The sequence below is a fragment of the Pantoea sp. RSPAM1 genome, assembly GCF_038816185.1.
GTDB lineage: Bacteria > Pseudomonadota > Gammaproteobacteria > Enterobacterales > Enterobacteriaceae > Pantoea > Pantoea ananatis.
In genome coordinates, this window is the sequence record NZ_CP046137.1 from 1,738,724 (window position 1) to 1,757,267 (window position 18,544).

The 18,544-nt window shown below is 53.1% G+C and carries 13 protein-coding genes; 12 read left to right on the top strand and 1 reads right to left on the bottom strand.

The annotated features are described in order from the left end of the window. The first annotated feature begins 269 nt into the window (after positions 1-269). A complete protein-coding gene (locus GKC68_RS08650) occupies positions 270-1,568 on the top strand; it encodes an NCS2 family permease (RefSeq protein ID WP_014605517.1) in 1,299 nt (432 codons plus the stop codon). A 402-nt stretch (positions 1,569-1,970) separates the two neighbouring features. Then, the gene (locus tag GKC68_RS08655) at positions 1,971-2,657 is read left to right on the top strand and encodes a hypothetical protein (protein WP_230624222.1); all 687 of its coding nucleotides are present in this window, start codon (positions 1,971-1,973) and stop codon (positions 2,655-2,657) included. 82 nt (positions 2,658-2,739) lie between these two features. On the opposite strand, the gene GKC68_RS08660 is transcribed toward GKC68_RS08655, so the two are convergent. After that, the gene (locus GKC68_RS08660; RefSeq protein ID WP_028724777.1) at positions 2,740-4,194 is read right to left on the bottom strand and encodes an AMP nucleosidase; all 1,455 of its coding nucleotides are present in this window, start codon (positions 4,192-4,194) and stop codon (positions 2,740-2,742) included. A gap of 393 nt (positions 4,195-4,587) precedes the next feature. On the opposite strand from GKC68_RS08660, the gene GKC68_RS08665 reads away from it, so the two are divergent. The 10 genes from GKC68_RS08665 to tssC all read left to right on the top strand — a co-directional run bounded on the left by GKC68_RS08665 (position 4,588) and on the right by tssC (position 18,361). After that, the gene (locus GKC68_RS08665; RefSeq protein WP_047713918.1) at positions 4,588-6,003 is read left to right on the top strand and encodes an EmmdR/YeeO family multidrug/toxin efflux MATE transporter; all 1,416 of its coding nucleotides are present in this window, start codon (positions 4,588-4,590) and stop codon (positions 6,001-6,003) included. A gap of 1,113 nt (positions 6,004-7,116) precedes the next feature. Next, a complete protein-coding gene (locus tag GKC68_RS08670; protein WP_047713917.1) occupies positions 7,117-7,713 on the top strand; it encodes a hypothetical protein in 597 nt (198 codons plus the stop codon). A 23-nt stretch (positions 7,714-7,736) separates the two neighbouring features. After that, positions 7,737-8,240 (top strand): type VI secretion system lipoprotein TssJ, encoded by a 504-nt coding sequence (gene tssJ / locus GKC68_RS08675; RefSeq protein WP_013026251.1) that lies wholly within the window; start codon positions 7,737-7,739, stop codon positions 8,238-8,240. A 21-nt stretch (positions 8,241-8,261) separates the two neighbouring features. Then, positions 8,262-9,602: a type VI secretion system baseplate subunit TssK gene (tssK, locus tag GKC68_RS08680; protein ID WP_028724774.1), complete on the top strand. Its 1,341-nt coding sequence runs from the start codon at positions 8,262-8,264 to the stop codon at positions 9,600-9,602. 16 nt (positions 9,603-9,618) lie between these two features. Continuing rightward, entirely contained in the window at positions 9,619-10,860 is a 1,242-nt protein-coding gene (locus GKC68_RS08685; RefSeq protein WP_028724773.1) for a DotU family type VI secretion system protein, read from the top strand. Positions 10,861-10,863: 3 nt separating this feature from the next. Continuing rightward, positions 10,864-14,490 carry a type VI secretion system membrane subunit TssM gene (tssM, locus tag GKC68_RS08690; RefSeq protein WP_047713887.1) on the top strand — a complete coding sequence of 1,209 codons (3,627 nt, stop codon included), beginning with the start codon at positions 10,864-10,866 and terminating at the stop codon, positions 14,488-14,490. A gap of 14 nt (positions 14,491-14,504) precedes the next feature. Further along, positions 14,505-15,218: a type VI secretion system-associated protein TagF gene (tagF, locus tag GKC68_RS08695; RefSeq protein ID WP_013026247.1), complete on the top strand. Its 714-nt coding sequence runs from the start codon at positions 14,505-14,507 to the stop codon at positions 15,216-15,218. Between the two features lie 10 nt (positions 15,219-15,228). Further along, positions 15,229-16,251, top strand: a complete 1,023-nt coding sequence (gene tssA / locus GKC68_RS08700) for a type VI secretion system protein TssA (RefSeq protein ID WP_342656760.1) — start codon at positions 15,229-15,231, stop codon at positions 16,249-16,251. Positions 16,252-16,331: 80 nt separating this feature from the next. Continuing rightward, the gene (gene tssB, locus GKC68_RS08705) at positions 16,332-16,862 is read left to right on the top strand and encodes a type VI secretion system contractile sheath small subunit (RefSeq protein WP_014605521.1); all 531 of its coding nucleotides are present in this window, start codon (positions 16,332-16,334) and stop codon (positions 16,860-16,862) included. Continuing rightward, entirely contained in the window at positions 16,862-18,361 is a 1,500-nt protein-coding gene (tssC, locus tag GKC68_RS08710) for a type VI secretion system contractile sheath large subunit (RefSeq protein ID WP_028724770.1), read from the top strand. The genes tssB and tssC overlap by 1 nt, the downstream gene beginning before the upstream one ends. Positions 18,362-18,544: the final 183 nt, after the last annotated feature.

Consider the following 18,544-nt stretch of genomic DNA (forward strand, 5'->3'; position numbering starts at 1 on the left):
AATGCACCATAATCGCGCCCTGATTCGGTTCAGAATTCTCTTAAGGCTCGCTTGCGCTCATCCAGGTAATCGATTGCGTGTCGGGCTGGCACAGCAATTGCTTAAGCCTTTGCAATTGCTCATATGACTAAGGAAAGCAAAACAGTATTTCGGGTGGCCGGGCTGGCATGCGGCAGCACTGGCGATCCCTCAGTATCACAACAAACAGCATGACCATAACCCTGGCAAGAGAACGCGCACCTGAGTGACGTCTCTATCATCGAGAGATAATGATGTTAGAAAAACTATTTAAATTAAAAGCGCACAACACCACTGTACGCACTGAAATCATCGCCGGTATCACCACCTTCCTGGCAATGGCCTACATTCTGTTTGTTAACCCCAGTATTTTGGGTGCAACCGGCATGGATAAAGGTGCTGTTTTCGTCGCGACCTGTCTGGCCGCCGCCATTGGTTCAGTGTTAATGGGACTGATTGCCAACTATCCCATTGCGCTGGCGCCAGGCATGGGGCTGAATGCTTTTTTCACCTATACCGTTGTCTTGCACATGGGCTACAGCTGGCAGATTGCGCTGGGCGCGGTATTCCTGTCCGCGGTGATTTTTTTCGCCTTATCGATATTTAAGATTCGCGAGTGGATTATCAAGAGCATTCCGCTGCCGCTGCGCGCCGGTATCGCCGCAGGGATCGGTCTCTTCCTGGCGATTATCGCGTTGGAAGGTGCGGGTATCGTTGTGGATAATCCGGCTACCCTGGTGGGGATTGGCGATCTGACCAAGCCGGGCCCCTTACTGGCGATGTTAGGGTTTATCATCATTGTGGTACTGGAAGCGCGTCGCGTCACGGGCGCGGTCTTGATAGGCATTCTGATCATCACCTTTATCTCTATGGGCATTGGCCTGACGAAATTTGGCGGTGTATTTTCTGCACCACCTTCAATCGCACCGACGTTCATGCAGTTGGATATTGCGGGTGCCTTTAACGTTGGCTTAATTAGCGTGATTTTCGCGTTCTTGTTCGTGGATGTGTTTGATAACACCGGCACGCTATTGGGTGTAACCAAACGCGCCGGACTGGCTGACGAGCAGGGCAATGTGCCCAAAATGGGACGCGCGCTGGTTGCCGACAGTGCTGCTGCGCTGTTTGGTTCGCTGCTGGGCACCTCTACGACCACCAGTTACGTCGAGTCTGCCGCCGGGGTGAGCGCAGGCGGCCGTACCGGCCTGACGGCGATTGTGGTTGCGGTACTTTTCCTGCTTGCGCTGTTCTTTTCTCCTCTGGCGTCAAGCGTGCCGGTTTATGCCACCGCGCCAGCATTACTGTTTGTTGCGGTTTTGATGACGTCCGGGCTGGCCGAAATTGACTGGAAAGACATCACCACGGCTGCCCCGGTAACCGTTACCGCGCTGACGATGCCGCTGACCTACTCCATTGCTAACGGTATTGCCTTTGGCTTTATTACATGGACCCTGGTAAAGCTGCTCAGCGGACGCACCAAAGAGATCAACGCGGCACTGATTGTTCTGTCTGTATTATTTGTGATTAAGCTCGGCTGGCTGAGCGCCTGATTAATCCAACCGTTACAGCATATTGAATATGCTGTAACGGTTTTAACATTAGATTTCAAAAAGCGTTTGCGGTTGTTTTCTCGGTTATTTTCCATCATTGTGCGCACCCTTCCAGAATATCGATCTACCTTCTTTTCTTCGCGCGGCCGTGCTTTTATTCTTTGATTCAACATTGTGAATAAAGGAAAAGAACAATTTCCATTTTATTTTTCCTTTTTAATCAATCAGGTAATGTTTATTGCGCAGGACTTTGCTTCAATAATGCTGAAGCAGGTTGCAGCTCACGTTAATGGATGACGTTAATCCGCCTGTCAGGAAACGCTCATGGGCAATCGGTATGGAAAACGGAATCGCGGTAATCCGCATTTGACCCTCAGTCAGCGCTGGACAGGAGGCAAAAAAATGGAAAATTTTGAGGCGCGCTTTGAGCGGCTTGAAGAAGATAACCATCAAATAAAAATCGACCTGGCGCTTTTTAGCGGGCAGGCTATGGCGTTCGCGACCAAAGCCGATCTTGAGCTTCTGGGTGCGGAACAGGCGGTGTTTCACGTTGAAATGGTTCAGCGATATACGCTGCTGGAAGAGAAAGTCCAACAGTTTAGCATCCGGTTTGACGATGTTGATGGCAGGCTGGTCAGTATTGAAGGCAAACTTTCAGCCATCGATGGCATCTTATTCAATTTTGCTAATAAATTTAATGCTATCGAGGTAAGTTTTAACATTATCAACGCGAAGTTTGATGATGTTTACAAAGAATTCGCGGCTAATGAGGTGAGATTTAACGGCATTGACGCCCGGCTCGACGCAATGGATATACGGTTTGATGGCATTGACAAGAGACTGGACGGCATTGATATGAGACTGAATGGTATTGATATCAGGCTCGATGGTATCGATCGGCGACTGGATGCGATGGACCGGAGAATGGAGGCCATGGACCAGCGATTCGACAGGATTGATGAACGATTCGATAAACTGGATTTACGCTTTGAAAGCCTTAATAACCGCCTTATCTGGACGCTGATGGTACCGGCTATTCTTGCGGTGTTTGCCTGGTTCATTAATACCGCCGTTCTGAACGCGGCCTGATTCGGAATATCGTCCTAATTAACAAGACGGTATTAGCGGGAAGGGTTTTCGCATGAATACCGTCTTTTTTATTCATTATTGTTTAACGGAAAGGCGGTTCGTTAAACGTACGTAACTTACGTGAATGCAGCTTATCACCTTCGGCGCGCAATAATTCAACCGCACGAATACCAATTTGTAAATGCTCTGAAATCGCGCCGTCGTAAAAGCGGTTTGCCTGGCCCGGCAGTTTGATTTCACCGTGCAGTGGCTTGTCCGAAACGCACAGCAAGGTGCCGTAAGGCACCCTGAAACGGTATCCCTGAGCAGCAATCGTTGCACTTTCCATATCGACAGCCACGGCCCGGCTCAGATTAAAACGCAGGGCAGAGGCTGAATAGCGCAGCTCCCAGTTACGATCGTCCGTTGTCACAACGGTTCCGGTGCGTAGCCGTTCTTTTACCTCCTCTCCTGGCATACCGCTCACGGACTTGGTTGCGTCATACAACGCTCGCTGAACTTCGGCAATGCTTGGAATCGGAATGTCGGGTGGCAGAACGCTGTCCAGCACGTGGTCGTCGCGCAGGTAAGCATGAGCCAGCACGTAGTCACCAATACGCTGACTCTCACGCAGGCCGCCGCAGTGGCCGATCATCAGCCAGGCGTGAGGACGAATGACCGCCAGATGATCGCAGATTGTTTTAGCATTGGACGGGCCCACGCCGATATTGATCAACGTAATGCCCCGGCGATTGGGTGAGGTCAGATGCCAGGCTGGCATCTGATGCTTTTTCCAGGCCAGGTCAGACAGCATGGCTTCATTGCCTTCGGTGTCCGCTGTCAGAACGACATCGCCCGCGCAGACCAGGCTGTCGAAAGGGGTTGAAGGATCGCGAACCTGTTCAATGGCCCAGCGTACGAATTCGTCTACATAGCGCGTGTAATTGGTAAACAGGACAAAGGGCTGAAAATGCTCAACCGCCGTGCCCGTATAGTGGCGCAGGCGGGCAAGCGAAAAATCGGTACGCAACGCGTCAAAGTGAGACAGAGGAAAGGTCGCATCGGCATGAAATAAACCATCTGCCGTTTCATCACCAATCTGCGACAGTTCAGTCGTTGGAAAGTGACGCGCAATCCCCGCGCTCATGGTGCGGTCCAGCGACAGATCGGACCCATCTATGACGTAAGGATAGGGAATTTCCTGACGCGAAGGGCCGACGTCGATCGTCACCTCGTACTCTTTTTCCAGCATGGCCAGCTGTTCAGCGATGTAATGGCGCAGCAGAGCAGGGCGCGTCACCGTGGTGCTGTAACTGCCAGTATGGGTAAAGCGGCCCCAGGCTCGGGTACGATTCTGCTGAGGCCCGTCGCCCTGCCACGTAATGCGTAGTTCAGGATAAACAAACAGACCTTGCGCGCGGGCAACGGGATCGGGTAGCGAGCCTTCTTCCGTATAGGCCTTAATAGATGCGCGCAGAGCGTTGACGGCTTCATCATACATTTGCTCAAGCGTATCAAGTGCCTGCTGACGAGTCAGATTTTTCCGTTGGGCTGGCATAACCTCTCCTTTAACGTTCTTACGACAATTTCCCCAAGCTTAACGGGTTTAACGCCGGATTGGGTGAAGAATCTATGATCAAGCGCATTTTGCTGCCGTCAGTTATGGGCGAGGCTTAGCGCGGGTGCATGATTTTTCATCAAATTACAGACAAACCTGACGCCTGCCAGCGTTTTTTCTAAAGAAGTGGGCCGTTTTTGGGCATGATCGTGCGATGACATCGTCAACGCGATGATTCAATGAGGTGGGGAAAAAGGGAAAAAAAGTGTGTAACGATGATTTAACAGGAATGCAAAACGTTTTGCATATTTGCTCGCCGGCTACCATCATTAACGTTCTTTCCCCGACATCTTCATATTTGGTACTCCTTTGCAAAATCCCGGCGTAGCAGTGGTGCAGGCGATTAAGCGTACGGCGTGGTATCCCAAACGTCGTACTTACCGCACGCTGTACTGGCGTGAAATTTCGCCTCTTGCAGTCCCGATCTTTTTTGAAAATGCCTGCGTGCTGTTAATGGGCGTGCTCAGTACCTTCCTGGTGAGCTGGCTGGGTAAAGAGGCGATGGCAGGCGTTGGCCTGGCTGACAGTTTTAATATGGTCATCATCTCCTTTTTTGCCGCCATCGATCTGGGTACCACGGTAGTGGTTGCTTTCAGTCTGGCAAGGCGTAATGGTAAACGGGCGCGTGCCGCTACGCGGCAGTCGCTGGCGATGATGACCATTCTGGCGTTAATTCTGGTTATTGCGATTGAGTTCTGGGGCCATCTGATTATTGACGCAATTGCCGGCGCTGCCGAACCAAAAGTAAAAGCGTTGGCGCTGAGCTATCTCCAGGTTTCGGCATGGAGCTATCCGGCAGCGGCCATCACCTTAATCGGTAGCGGGGCACTGCGTGGCGCAGGCAACACGAAGATCCCGATGTTGATTAATGGTGGGATGAATATCCTCAACATCATGATCAGTAGCGTACTTATTTACGGCTGTTTTTCATGGGATGGATTAGGGTTTGTCGGGGCTGGCCTGGGGTTGACTATTACCCGTTATATCGGCGCTTTCGCCATTATTTATGTGTTGATGATTGGATTCAACGCCTCGCTTAAAATCACGCTAACCAGCTATTTTCGCCGTTGGAACAGCAGCATACTTTATGAAGTGCTGAGTATTGGCGTGCCTGCCAGTATTGAATCTGTGCTATTTAATGGCGGTAAATTGCTGACTCAGGTGTTTGTGGCTGGCATGGGGACCAATGAGATTGCGGGTAACTTTATTGCGTTTTCTGTTGCCTCGCTGATTAACCTGCCGGGTAACGCGCTAGGATCGGCTTCAACTATCATCACCGGAAAGCGGCTGGGTAAATACCAGGTATTTCAGGCTGAACGACAGGCGAGGCATGTTTTTTGGCTGGCCACCATTTGCCTGTCGTGCGTTGCAGCCCTGACCGTTCCGCTGGCGGGCTTGTTGGCACGTTTTTATACCAGCGACCCTGAGGTGATAAATGTTACGAAACACCTCCTCTGGCTCAATGCCTTGTTTATGCCGATTTGGGCAGCGTCGTGGGTTTTACCGGCTGGGCTGAAAGGCGCGCGTGACGCACGTTACACGATGTACGTCTCTATGTTTAGTATGTGGTGTGCAAGGGTCGTTGCTGGCTATTTGCTGGGCATTGAACTGGGAATGGGCGTCATCGGCGTCTGGCTTGGCATGTTCCTCGACTGGACAGTGAGAGGGCTGTTTTTCTGGGGAAGGTTCACCAGCGGTAAGTGGCTAAATAATTACCGCAAAATGGTCGCGAAAGCCGGGCCATCCTGATTCCTTTCCTGGTTTGTTAACGCTGTGGCTGCTTTAACCGGGATGGTGACGATAAATACTGTGCCATACAATGCCTGAGTGATTTCAGCCCTTACCGCTGTTCACATCAGGCCATTGGCGCGGTCTGCGCTTGTGCAGTCCGTTGCGGCTTAGTCTCTGGCTGTATCAAAATCACTCATATTGCCTGTTATTGATCCAGTTTGCGGCTAAAACCCACACTGCCCCTGCGATACATCTAATAAGAAAACTCCTAATTTTCTCGTGACGATGATAAATAAGGTATTGTTTTTATTTATTTTTTAATAAATGACACACGTTGAATTTTCTGAAAATTTGACTTAATTACGGTTTCAGACTTAAGAAAATTCGCATCAGGTGGCTTCACGGGCCGTATTCTCCCTTTTTATCACAATTAAATATTCATGCTACTAATGTTTAATTATCTAAACGAAGCGGCTGATGGGGGCTGGAACGGGATTTTTTATCGCCTCGATAGCAGTAGACTAACAAATGCTTTGAGTTTGAGATAACAATATACATAAATTTTTTTACTATTTAAGCCCGCTCGGGCCTGTGTTGAATTTTTTAAGGCATTATGTAAAGCTGTGTAAGATGTTAAGAAATGGAAAAGAACTTTACACAAGCGAGCGGAATGTTGAGGCTCGTGCGGTAGCTATGGTGCTGCAGTTTAATTTGTAACCCATTGATTTATTGCTATTTGTGTGAGATCGACTGGAATTTAAGCAGGATGTTGTCATTCTCCCCACACTTATAACGATTAATCAGCCTTATTAAACTTAACGATTCAGCTATATGAATCGGTTTTGCGCAACGCTTAACCAGGCTGCCTTAATGACGTTTACGTTTAGGAATTTGTCAGTTTGCTGAATGTTTAATCGCGAATTCAGCCGTCTTGTTCCGGTCATCAGGTTTTCACGGGCAGTTTCACACCTGCTCACTCTCATCGAATACAAAATTTTAAACTCACTAGCTCATCTCATTCAGGCAAATTGTGTTGTTAATCAGCGTATTGGCTCCAGATGGCGGCCAGCATCGCTCGTTCTGCAACAGGGTTTGCTTAACACCGGCCAATGGCCACTTGTTTGGGTATTAATGGAACTAAATATGAAGAAAATGGTGAACTTTCGAATTGCATTAAGCCTGATGTTCGTTTTTGCTGTTGCAGGCTGTAAAACACCGCCAAAAATGACTGATGACACAATGGTGAGCAGCACCGTTGATGGCACAACCCTGATCCATCGTCATGCCGTTGCTGCGCCGGCGCAGTTCTCCGCATTAAATGAATCCTATCGCGCTTTATATCCTGCATCTGTTATGACGCGTCCGGACTTCGGCGGCAAAGTCGTCGAAACCCTAAAAACCGGCGAAAACTACACCGTTGTGGGTCAGGTTGAAAATAACTGGCTGGCATTAGGTGAAGAAGCGCAGGCTGAAGCGCCACCAGCCAGCGATGCCAAAACTGCTGACAGCAAAGCGGCAGCGGCCCAGGCCACCACCAGCGCGGTAAAAGTTGTTGGTTATGTCCCTTTCCGCGCCGTGGTGAAAAGCGATTTGTACGATCAGACCGTTAAAGCCGATCAGCCGAAACGTCGTGCGCGTGCCGCCGCCAAGAAAAAAACCTGTGTTTCTGTAGATGGAAACAGCCAGGCGTGCCAGAACAAAAATAACGGTACCTGGATCATTAACTAAGTCAGGGGCAGGGAGGGACAGAAATGGCACAAACTTACTTTCGCGTTGGCCTGGCAAAATGGATCTGGCCCTTCCTGCTGCTTCTGCTAACGGCATGCAGTAGCAGTAAGCCTGATATCGCGCGATACAACCTGCACTTTCAGGCACATCCTTCCATCAATTCGGGCGCACCGCTCAAAGTCCGGGTGATGTTGCTGACGTCTGATGCAGAATTTATGTCCGCCGACTTCTTCACTTTGCAGAATCAACCCGCTACCGCACTGGGAAATACGCTGCTCAATAATCAGCAGTTTTTCCTGATGTCCGGTCAGCTCAGTAAAACGCTGAGTGCCAAAAGCCTCCCCGACGCGCGCTTTATCGGCATCATGGCGGAATATCAAAAACTGGATGGCAAGGTGTGGCGACTTGCGCTGCCTTTTCCAGACAGTGACAGCAGCTCGTTCTGGCAGTTCTGGAAAAGCAATGATGGTGAGTTAAACGCCAACATTATCGTTGACGATGCCGGCATGCGTCCCGTTAAGCAATAAAACCGTCTTCAAAGGATGATTATGAACAGAGCCGAAAAGGTTGTTTGGGCGGAAGGGATGTTTTTACGTCCTCACCATTTCCAGCAGGCAGAAAACTTTCTGCAAAGCTCGCTGCGTGAATGGGGCCAGTCGCAACGTCCTTACGTTTGGGGATTTTTCGATCTCGAATTTGATGAAGCGCTGTTGCGGCAGGGTAAACTGGCACTGAGCGCCGCCAGTGGATGCCTGCCGGATGGAACGTTTTTTGCCTTCAGTCAGCCACAACACGGCCCTGCGCCGCTCGACATTCCCAGCAATACTGACCGTGCCAAAGTGGTTTTGGCCATTCCTGCTCGCCGCAATGGTCGCGAGGCGGTGACGTTTCAGGACGCGCCTGATTCGCTGGCTCGCTATCTGGCCTGGGAAGCGGAAGTTGAAGATGACAATGCGCAGGCTGTCGGAACCGCCACCGTTCAGTTTGGCAAGCTGCGCCTCCGCTTGATGCTGGAGCAGGATCTCACGGCGGAATGGACGGCGATGGGCGTTGCTCAGATCGTTGAGAAGCGCAGTGATAACCATATCCGTTTAGACAATGATTATATCCCTCCCACGTTAACCCTTGCTGGCAGTCGTCCGCTTCAGAGCATGATGACCGACCTGCACGGCATGATTCAACAACGTAGCCAGCAGCTGAGCCAGCGCGCACCCGGAACGGGCCGCTTTAACAGCGCGGATATGGTTGATTTCATGCTGCTGGCGTTGCTTAACCGCCAGTTGGGCCTTCATGCGCATCTGCAGCATCTGCCGCTGTTACATCCCGAAACCCTCTACAGCCACTGGCTGCAGCTGGCTGCTGAGCTGGCAACGTGGACAGAAGCGCGCACGCCGGATGCTTTTCCTCTCTATGACCACGACGATCTCCAGGGCTGCTTCTCGCGCCTGACGCTATTGCTTCGTCAGGGCCTGTCGCAGGTGATGGAAGAGAGCGCCATTCAGTTGCCGCTGACGCAACGCTCACACGGCCTGAATGTAGCGACCGTGCCGGATAACAGCATGGTGCGTGAATTCGGTTTTGTACTGGCAGTCAAAGCCAGCGTCCCGGCCGACGCGCTGAAAACGCATTTCCCGGCGCAGATGAAAGTCGCTCCCGTCACCAAAATTCGCGATCTCGTCCAACTGCAGCTGCCGGGCCTTGCCCTGAAAGCCATGCCGGGTGCGCCACCGCAGATCCCATGGCATGCAGGATACAGCTACTTTGAGCTGGATAAGAACAGCGAGCTGTGGCAGGAGATGGAGCGATCGGGTGCCTTCGCGCTGCACCTTGCCGGTGAGTTTCCGGGCCTGAACATGGAGTTCTGGGCCATTCGCAGTCAGTCAGAATAATTCAAACTGAGCAGGCATGATGCAGGAACAAAATAAACCGAACAGTGATGCTTTTCAGCAGGATCTTAGCCATCAGAATAGTTTGGTGGCAGCAGCGAATCCGCTGATCAACGCGATCCCACAGATTCGTCACTCCGTCTCCCATGACGATCCCGCACGTTTACGTCAACAGCTTATTGATCAGATTCGCCGTTTCGAGCTGGCCTGCCAGCAGTCCGGACTGAGCTATGAGGTGATCGTTGGCGCGCGCTATTGTCTGTGTACGGCGCTTGATGAAGCCGCAGCACTGACGCCCTGGGGAAGCCGTGGCGTGTGGACCAGTAATGGCTTACTGGTAACCTTCCACAACGAAACCTGGGGCGGGGAGAAATTCTTCCAGTTGCTGGCGAAACTGTCGCAAAACCCACGTCAGCATATCCTGTTACTGGAGCTGATCTATTTCTGCTTACTGCTTGGTTTTGAAGGGCGCTATCGGGTTCTGGATAATGGACGCTCGCAGCTGGATACGATTAAACAGCGTTTGTTGCAGATGATCCGCAGCGTCAGGGGCAGCTTTGCCGCCGCTTTGTCGCCGCATCCGACCGATCAGCCGGTTCTGCGTAAACTCTGGCGCCCCATGATTCCGCTGTGGGCCTGTGCGGCTCTGGCGGGCCTGGCTGCTTGCCTGTTCTATATCGTGCTGAACTGGCGTCTGGGGGATTACACCTCGCCCGTGCTGGCCAAAATCTACCAAACGACGCTGCCAGAAGTGCAGATTCGTAATCCGGCACCGCCGCCGCCGCCGTCGCTAAACCTGAAGTCATTCCTGAAACCTGAAATCGACGAAGGCCTGGTGGCCGTGCGCGATGAGGCAGATCAAAGTGTGGTGACGCTGAAAGGCGATGGCTTGTTCGCCTCGGGTTCGACAGAGGTTCGCGGACGTTATGATGCCGTTATCCAGCGTGTAGCAGAAGCCATGAATAACGTCAGCGGGAAAATCCTGGTGGTAGGCTACAGCGATAACGTACCGATTCGCAGTGCCCGGTTTGCCTCCAACTATGAGCTGTCTCTGGCCCGTGCTCAGTCTGTTCAGACGCTGTTACAAAAACAGTTGGCAAAACCCTCACGCGTGAAAGCGGAAGGGCGGGGTGAAACGCATCCGTTGGTGCCGAATACCAGTGCAGAAAATCGCGCGCGTAATCGTCGTGTTGAAATTACGCTGCAGGTTGCACCTGAAACGACGCAAGCTGAAGTTAACGGCCTGGCGAGAGGGAACTAATCCATGCTGAATGTACTATTTGCGGTACTGACCAGCCGTCTGGCCTGGGGCTTTGTCGGTATCACCGCACTTTCGTTTATTATCTGGGTCATTGGCCCGGTGTTCTCGATTGTCGACTCCCGTCCGCTGGAGTCAGAACAGAACCGCGTCATTAGTATTGCGTTGCTCTATGTTGTCTGGGGCCTGAGTCAGGCGATTCCGCGAGTCTACAACTACTGGCTCAACCGTAAGCTGATGTCCAGCCTGGAAACCAGCAAATCGGATACGCCGGAAGAAGACCGCAAGCGACTGACCAGTGAAGATCAGGTGCTGGCCAGCCGTTTCTCTGAAGCGACTGAGATGCTGAAGAAAGCACACTTTCAGCGGCAGAGCAGCAAGGGGGCGCCTTTCTGGGCGCAGCGCTTCAGTCATCAATATCTCTATCAATTGCCCTGGTACATGATCATCGGCGCGCCAGGTGCCGGTAAAACCACCGCTCTGGTCAATTCCGGCCTGCAGTTCCCCCTGGCGGACAAGTTTGGTAAAGCTGCGCTACGTGGGATCGGCGGGACGCGCAACTGTGACTGGTGGTTTACTAACGAAGCCGTTCTGCTGGATACGGCGGGGCGCTATACCACCCAGGAGAGCCAGCAGGAGCGCGATGCAGGCGAATGGCATCAGTTTCTCGACCTCCTGCGTAAATACCGTGGCCGTCAGCCGGTTAACGGCGTCATCGTCACCTTGAGCGTGGCAGACCTGTTATCACAGTCGCCCGAGGCCATGCGCAATCAGGCCGTGGCGCTGCGTCAGCGTCTGATGGAGTTACACGATCGGCTTGGTATTCGCTTTCCGGTGTATGTTCTGGTCACCAAAACCGACCTGTTAAAGGGGTTCCGCAGCTATTTTGCCAGCCTGGATAAGGCACAGCGCGAGCAGATTTGGGGCTTTACCTTTCCCTGGGCCAAAGCATCCACGGCTGAATTTGAACTCAGCAGCCAGTTTCAGCAGGAATATTCGCTGCTGCAACAGCGCCTGGATGCCGGACTTGCCGATGTGCTGCTGGCGGAAAGTGATGCCCAGGCACGTGCCGAAAGCTACCTGTTTCCACAGGAGTTTGCGGCATTGCGCCCTCAGTTGGCTGAGGCGCTGGATATTCTGTTTGCGCGTTCCGATTTCGAAACGCAGTTCGCCCCGCGCGGCATCTACTTTGCCAGTGGTACGCAGGAAGGCTTGCCCTTTGACCGCGTAATGGGTGAACTGACGCGCGCCCTGCATCTGCCAGGCCAGCAGCAGAGTGAGTCGGGCAGCTGGGACAAAGTGGATAAAGACGCGCCGATCCCTCAAAACAAAGGCCAGAGCTTTTTCCTTAAGGGCGTGCTGGAAAATGTCATCTTCCAGGAGTCCGGTCTGGCCGGCAGTAACCGCTGGTGGGAGCTACGCAACCGCGTGGGCCTGTGGTCGGGTTATCTGGCGTTACTGGTTATCGTACTCATTGCCGGTGCACTGTGGCTGGTGAGCTATAACAAAAACAAAACCTACCTGCAGGAGATGGCGGCGAAAAGCCCCCAGGTTGAGCAGCTCGGTGACAAGTTACAAAAAGAGGTGAACGGCAACCTCTTTGCTCTGGTGCCTTACCTCAATACGCTGCTGCACCTGCCTGAAAGCGCCTCCTTTTCTCTGGAGCATCCGCCGCTCACGCGCCGGATGGGGCTGTATCGCGGCACGGAAGTCAGTGATGCGACCCAGGCCTTGTATGAAAGGGCGCTGAAACAGCTGCTGATGCCGCAGGTTGCGCAGAATATTACCCGCTGGTTACGCAATGATACGGGAAGTGACGCTGACTACAGCTATGAGGCGCTCAAGGCTTATCAGATGCTGTACCAGCCAAAACACTATGACGGTAAGTTTCTTCAGGCGTGGATGATGTTAAACATCTCGCGTGAATTGCCGCAGGACGTGACTCAGGCTGAGGTGAAACAGCTGGCGTGGCATTTGCAACAGCTACTGGAAACGCAGATTCAGTCCTCGCCCTATGCGAAGGATGATGCGCTGGTAAAGCGCGAGCAGGCGCTGATTAGTCAGATGCCGCTGTCACAGCGCGTTTACGGACGCCTGAAACGCCTGCTGGAACGCGATGGCTCAATGTCACCGGTGACCTTGTCCGCGCTGGGTGGACCGCAAAGTGAACTGGTGTTTTCCCGTAAAAGCGGTAAGTCTGTCAATGAAGGTGTTTCCGGGCTCTTTACGCCAGACGGTTACTGGAACCATGTGGATAAACAGATCGCGCCGGTCACCGATGCGCTCTACAAAGACGATATCTGGGTGCTGGGTGCAGAAACGGCCCATGAAGACAGCAAACAAACCGACCTTGCGGTGCGCCAGCTCTATATTCAGGATTACATCCGCCAGTGGGAGCAGTTTCTCAGCGATATTCAACTCAACAGCAGCGCCGATTTGACCCAACGTATTAATACGGCGCGCCTGCTGTCAGGGAATCATTCACCGCTGCGGCAGTTAGTGATTAACCTGAGCAAACAGCTCACGCTCACCCGGGCGCAGCCTGAAGACAAGAATGCCAAAGATACGGCCGCGTCATCGGATAACAGCGCCACACGAACGCTGCAGGCGCTGTTTACCTCGCCGCGCGCAAACGGCGAACAGGCGGTGGTGCAGCAAACGCCTGAGCAGGCGGTGACCGCGCACTTTGCACCTGTTATCGAACTGGCACAGCCGTTACAGCAGGGCAGTAAGGTCCTGGCCGTTGATGATTTTCTTAAGCAGATCGACGATCTCTATCGCTATCTCACCGCCGTGCAGGATGCCGCGAATAGCGGTATGCCACCGCCGGCGGGTGATGCCATTAGCCGTTTGCAGGCCAGCGCCGGACGTTTGCCCGGTTCACTGCAAAATATGGTGTCAGGCATGGCAGTGGGCGCCAGCAGCGATGCACAGCGTCGCGACATGGATAACGTTCGCAAGCGCATCACCATGGAAGTCGGCAGCTTCTGCCGTCAGGCGATAGCAGGCCGCTACCCGCTGGTCCGCAATGCACGCAGCGAAGTCACGCCTGATGACCTGGCGCGCATGTTTGCGCCGGGCACCGGATTGATGGACAGCTTCTTCCGCGATAATCTGGCCAGCAAAGTGGACACCACGCGTGCGGCATGGCGTTTCACGCCCGGCATTGATGGCAAAACCTTGCCAGGTGGCGAAGCCTTGCTGCGTCCTTTCCAGCAGGCGCAGTCGATTCGCGACGCCTTCTTTGCCAATGGGGCCACTACGCCATCCTTCCGCGTCACGTTACGGACGGTGAAGATGGATAACGACATCCTGAATATGACGCTGGATGTCGATGGACAGATTTTGCGCTACAGTCATGGACCACAGGCAGTGCAGTTAGTGAGCTGGCCCGGACCAGGTGGAACCAGTCAGGTGCGTATGCAACTGGGGCTAACGAACGGCACGACCTCAACCCTGACCACCAGCGGCCCATGGGCGCTTAATCGCTTCTTTGATCGCGCACGGGTGACGTCGGTAGGTGGACTGACTCGCGAAGCCAGCTTTAGTGTGGACGGCCATAACGTGACGCTGTCATTCACGCCAGGCAGCATTCGTAATCCTTTCCAGCTACCCGCATTTAGCTGTCCCTGAAACAGGATCTGACTATGACCCATTACGCAGCACCTGGCTGGTACGGCAAACTGCCTAGTTCGGGTGATTTTGTTAAACGACGCTTTCCCGATACCTTGCAGCGCCAGTGGTCTAACTGGTTTCAGGTGGGATTGCATCACTGGAAAACCAGTGCTGAAGGCGAAAATGCGCCTTCTCGGGCTTTTCTTAAAGCCCCGGTGTGGAATTTTGTGGTACCACCGATGTTGGGCACGCAACTGATTCAAATGGGCTGTCTGACGGCCGCACGCGATAGCGTGGGTCGTCATTATCCTCTCTGTGCTCTCCGCTATTTTACCCCAGCGGAGTGGATGCCTTTGTTGCTGACGCGTTCGGGCGACTGGTATCACCAAATGGGAAACACCTTACTGCGGGCGGTTCAGGATGGCGGTACGCCCGAACAGTTTGATCAGGCGCTGTTGAGCATTCCACTGCCGCAGCCTCAGCAGGATGAGGCGTCATCAGATATTCTGGCGGTGATCGGCAACGGTGAGCAGGATTCAACACTGAGCTGGCATCTGCCGTCCCAAAGCTTTGATCCGCAGTTCCAGACCAGTTTCTGGTGGACGAATCAGAGCGACGGTTTTCCGCTTTATACCCATGTCCACAGTGGAAATTTAACCGCGCAGTTATTTTCCCTGTTGTTTGATCCGGCAGGCGGTGCAAAGCCGGGACGAAACGGACTTTATCCCCCGATGTTTGAATCCTGAGGCGAAGCGGATGAGTATTGATATTGACACGTTGCTGATACCGGTAAGCCACGATAATCCGTGCGGTGAAAATCTGGAGTACGACGCGGACTTTCAGGCGATGGAGCAGGCCAGCGTGGGAAAAGCCGAACAGCAGTTCGGTAACACCATTATTCCGGCTGAGCCAGCGGACTGGAACAAAGTTGAAAAGCTTGCGCTGGAACTGATGAGCCGCAGCAAAGACCTGCGTGTCATGCTGACCCTGACACATGCCTGGACGCGTCTGAAAGGGTTACCGGGCTATGCACAGGGCCTGCAACTGATTGAACAGGCGATGTCGCAGTTCTGGGAACCGCTCTGGCCTCGCCTTGAAGAAGACGGCGAGCACGACCCGTTTTACCGCATCAATGCGCTGGCTGTGCTGGGCGACCAGTCGGCACTGACGGCCGCCGTTCGTCAGTCATGGCTCATGCGCTATGCGTCCGACGGTATTACGCTGCGTGATGCTTCGGCGCTGTGTGACGGCAGTAAAACAGAGGTGCCAGATTATCCAGGTGGACTGCCGCGTCTGAATGACGAACTGGCACGAGGGGAACAACCGGGCATCGCAGCGATTCAAAACATTGCCGAGCGTTTGCAAAACATTCGCCGCATCGTGATTGACAAACTGGATGAAACGGCCTTGCCGGATATGAGCCAGCTGCAACGCAGCATGGCAATGCTGAATGAGCGCTGTCAGGCCACGGATATGGAATCGTTACACTCCCTGGCGGCGGCGATGCAATCCGCACCCGCAACGGAGCAGCAGCCCAGCGTCGCTGCACCCCGTGCGGCTACCGACTGGCGCAGTGCTCAACTGAATTCGCGGGCAGAAGCCCAGCTTATGCTGGAAAAAGTCAAACAGTACTTTAGTCAGCATGAGCCGAGCCACCCGGCACCGCTGATGATTGACAGGGTACAGCGCCTTATCGAACTCGATTTTATGGACATCATTCGCGATCTCGCGCCCGATGGTGTTCATCAGTTAGAAAACATTTTTGGACGCCGCGACTAAGCTAACAGTCAAGCCTTTACGCAGCGAGACCTGCGCGCCTCCTGCGAGCCTATACCCGCGCATTATTTATGGAGAGAACCATGCCAACAATGAAGTCCAGTGGGCAGAAATTTATCGCCCGCAATCGCGCGCCACGCGTTCAGATTGAATATGACGTGGAAGTCTATGGCGCAGAACGTAAAATTCAGCTGCCATTCATCATGGGTGTTCTGGCCGATTTAGCCGGTAAACCGCTGGAGCCGCAGGCCAGCGTTGACGACCGTAAATTCATGGAAATCGACATCGACAATTTCGATGAGCGTATGAAAGCCATGAAGCCACGTGCGGCATTCCAGGTAGACAATACGTTGAACGGTGACGGCAAACTGAACATCGATCTGACCTTCGAAAGCATGGACGATTTTTCTCCTGATGCCATTGCCCGCAAAGTCGATCCACTGAATAGCCTGCTTGAAGCACGTACCCAGCTCTCCAACCTGCTGACCTATATGGACGGCAAAAACGGCGCCGAAGAGCTAATCGGCAAGATTTTACAGGATCCGACACTGCTGCAGGCGCTGTCACACGTGCCTAAGCAAACGGATGCCCCTGAAGGTAAGGAGGAGCAGTAATGAACCAGACTTCTCAACAACCACAATCGCAGGGCGGCGCCAGCTTTAGTCAGGATGAGTTCAGCGCGTTACTGAACAAAGAATTCCGTCCTAAAAGCGACCAGGCACGTGAAGCTGTAGAAAGCGCGGTAAAAACCCTGGCGCAGCAGGCGCTGGAAAACACCGTGACCATGTCCAGCGACGCCTACCGCACCATTCAGGCGCTGATCGCTGAGATTGACGAAAAGCTGTCTCAGCAGGTAAACCAAATTATTCACCACGATGACTTTCAGAAGCTGGAAAGCGCCTGGCGTGGTCTGAGCTATCTGGTGAATAACACCGAAACTGATGAGATGCTCAAGATTCGCTTTATGAGCATCTCCAAGCAGGAACTGAGCCGCACCCTGAAGCGCTACAAAGGCGTGGGCTGGGATCAGAGCCCGCTGTTCAAGAAAATCTACGAACAGGAATATGGCCAGTTTGGTGGTGAACCTTTTGGCTGCCTGGTGGGCGACTACTATTTCGATCACAGCCCGCAGGACGTCGAGCTGCTGGGCGAAATGGCGCGCATCGGTGCTGCCGCACACTGTCCGTTTATCACCGGGACAGCTCCAAGCGTAATGCAGATGGAATCCTGGCAGGAACTGGCAAACCCACGCGATTTGACCAAAATCTTCCAGAATACCGAATATGCGGCCTGGCGCAGTCTGCGCGAGTCTGAAGACGCGCGCTATCTGGGCCTGGTGATGCCGCGCTTCCTGTCTCGTCTGCCTTATGGGATTCGCACCAATCCCGTGGACAGCTTTGATTTTGAAGAGCAGACCGACGGTTCCGACCACAACAACTACAGCTGGACCAACGCGGCTTATGCCATGGCGGCCAACATCAACCGTTCGTTCAAAGAATACGGCTGGTGTACATCCATTCGCGGCGTGGAGTCGGGTGGGGCGGTTGAAGATCTGCCTTGCCACACGTTCCCAAGCGATGACGGCGGCGTGGACATGAAATGCCCAACGGAAATCGCTATCAGCGATCGCCGTGAAGCCGAGCTGGCGAAGAATGGTTTTATGCCGCTGGTACACCGCAAAAATTCTGACTTTGCCGCCTTTATCGGTGCGCAGTCGCTGCAAAAGCCTGCGGAGTATCACGATGCGGACGCCACCGCGAATGCGCGTCTGGCCGCGCGTCTGCCTTATCTGTTCGCCTGCTGCCGTTTCGCTCACTACCTGAAGTGCATTGTGCGCGACAAGATTGGTTCCTTCCGCGAGCGCGACGAAATGGAGCGCTGGCTGAATGACTGGGTCATGAATTATGTCGATGGTGACCCAGCCAACTCCTCACAGGAAACCAAGTCACGCAAGCCACTGGCTGCGGCTGAGGTGAATGTGGAAGAGCAGGAAGACAATCCAGGTTATTACGCCGCGAAATTCTTCCTGCGTCCGCATTACCAGCTGGAAGGGTTAACCGTTTCGCTGCGTCTGGTATCGAAACTGCCTTCGCTGAAGTCGAACGAGAATTAATCGTTGAAACGCTAAGCACGCTCTTCGGAGCGTGCTTCTTGCAAGAAACTGCACTAAAGCATGAAAGCGTGCCGTATATAAAAATATGGCATAAGCATGTCGTCGTTCACACTTTGATTATGCTGATGAAACTGAATAAACCTTTTCCTAAAGTGATGTCTTTGGCGAATGGCTGAAAGCTTT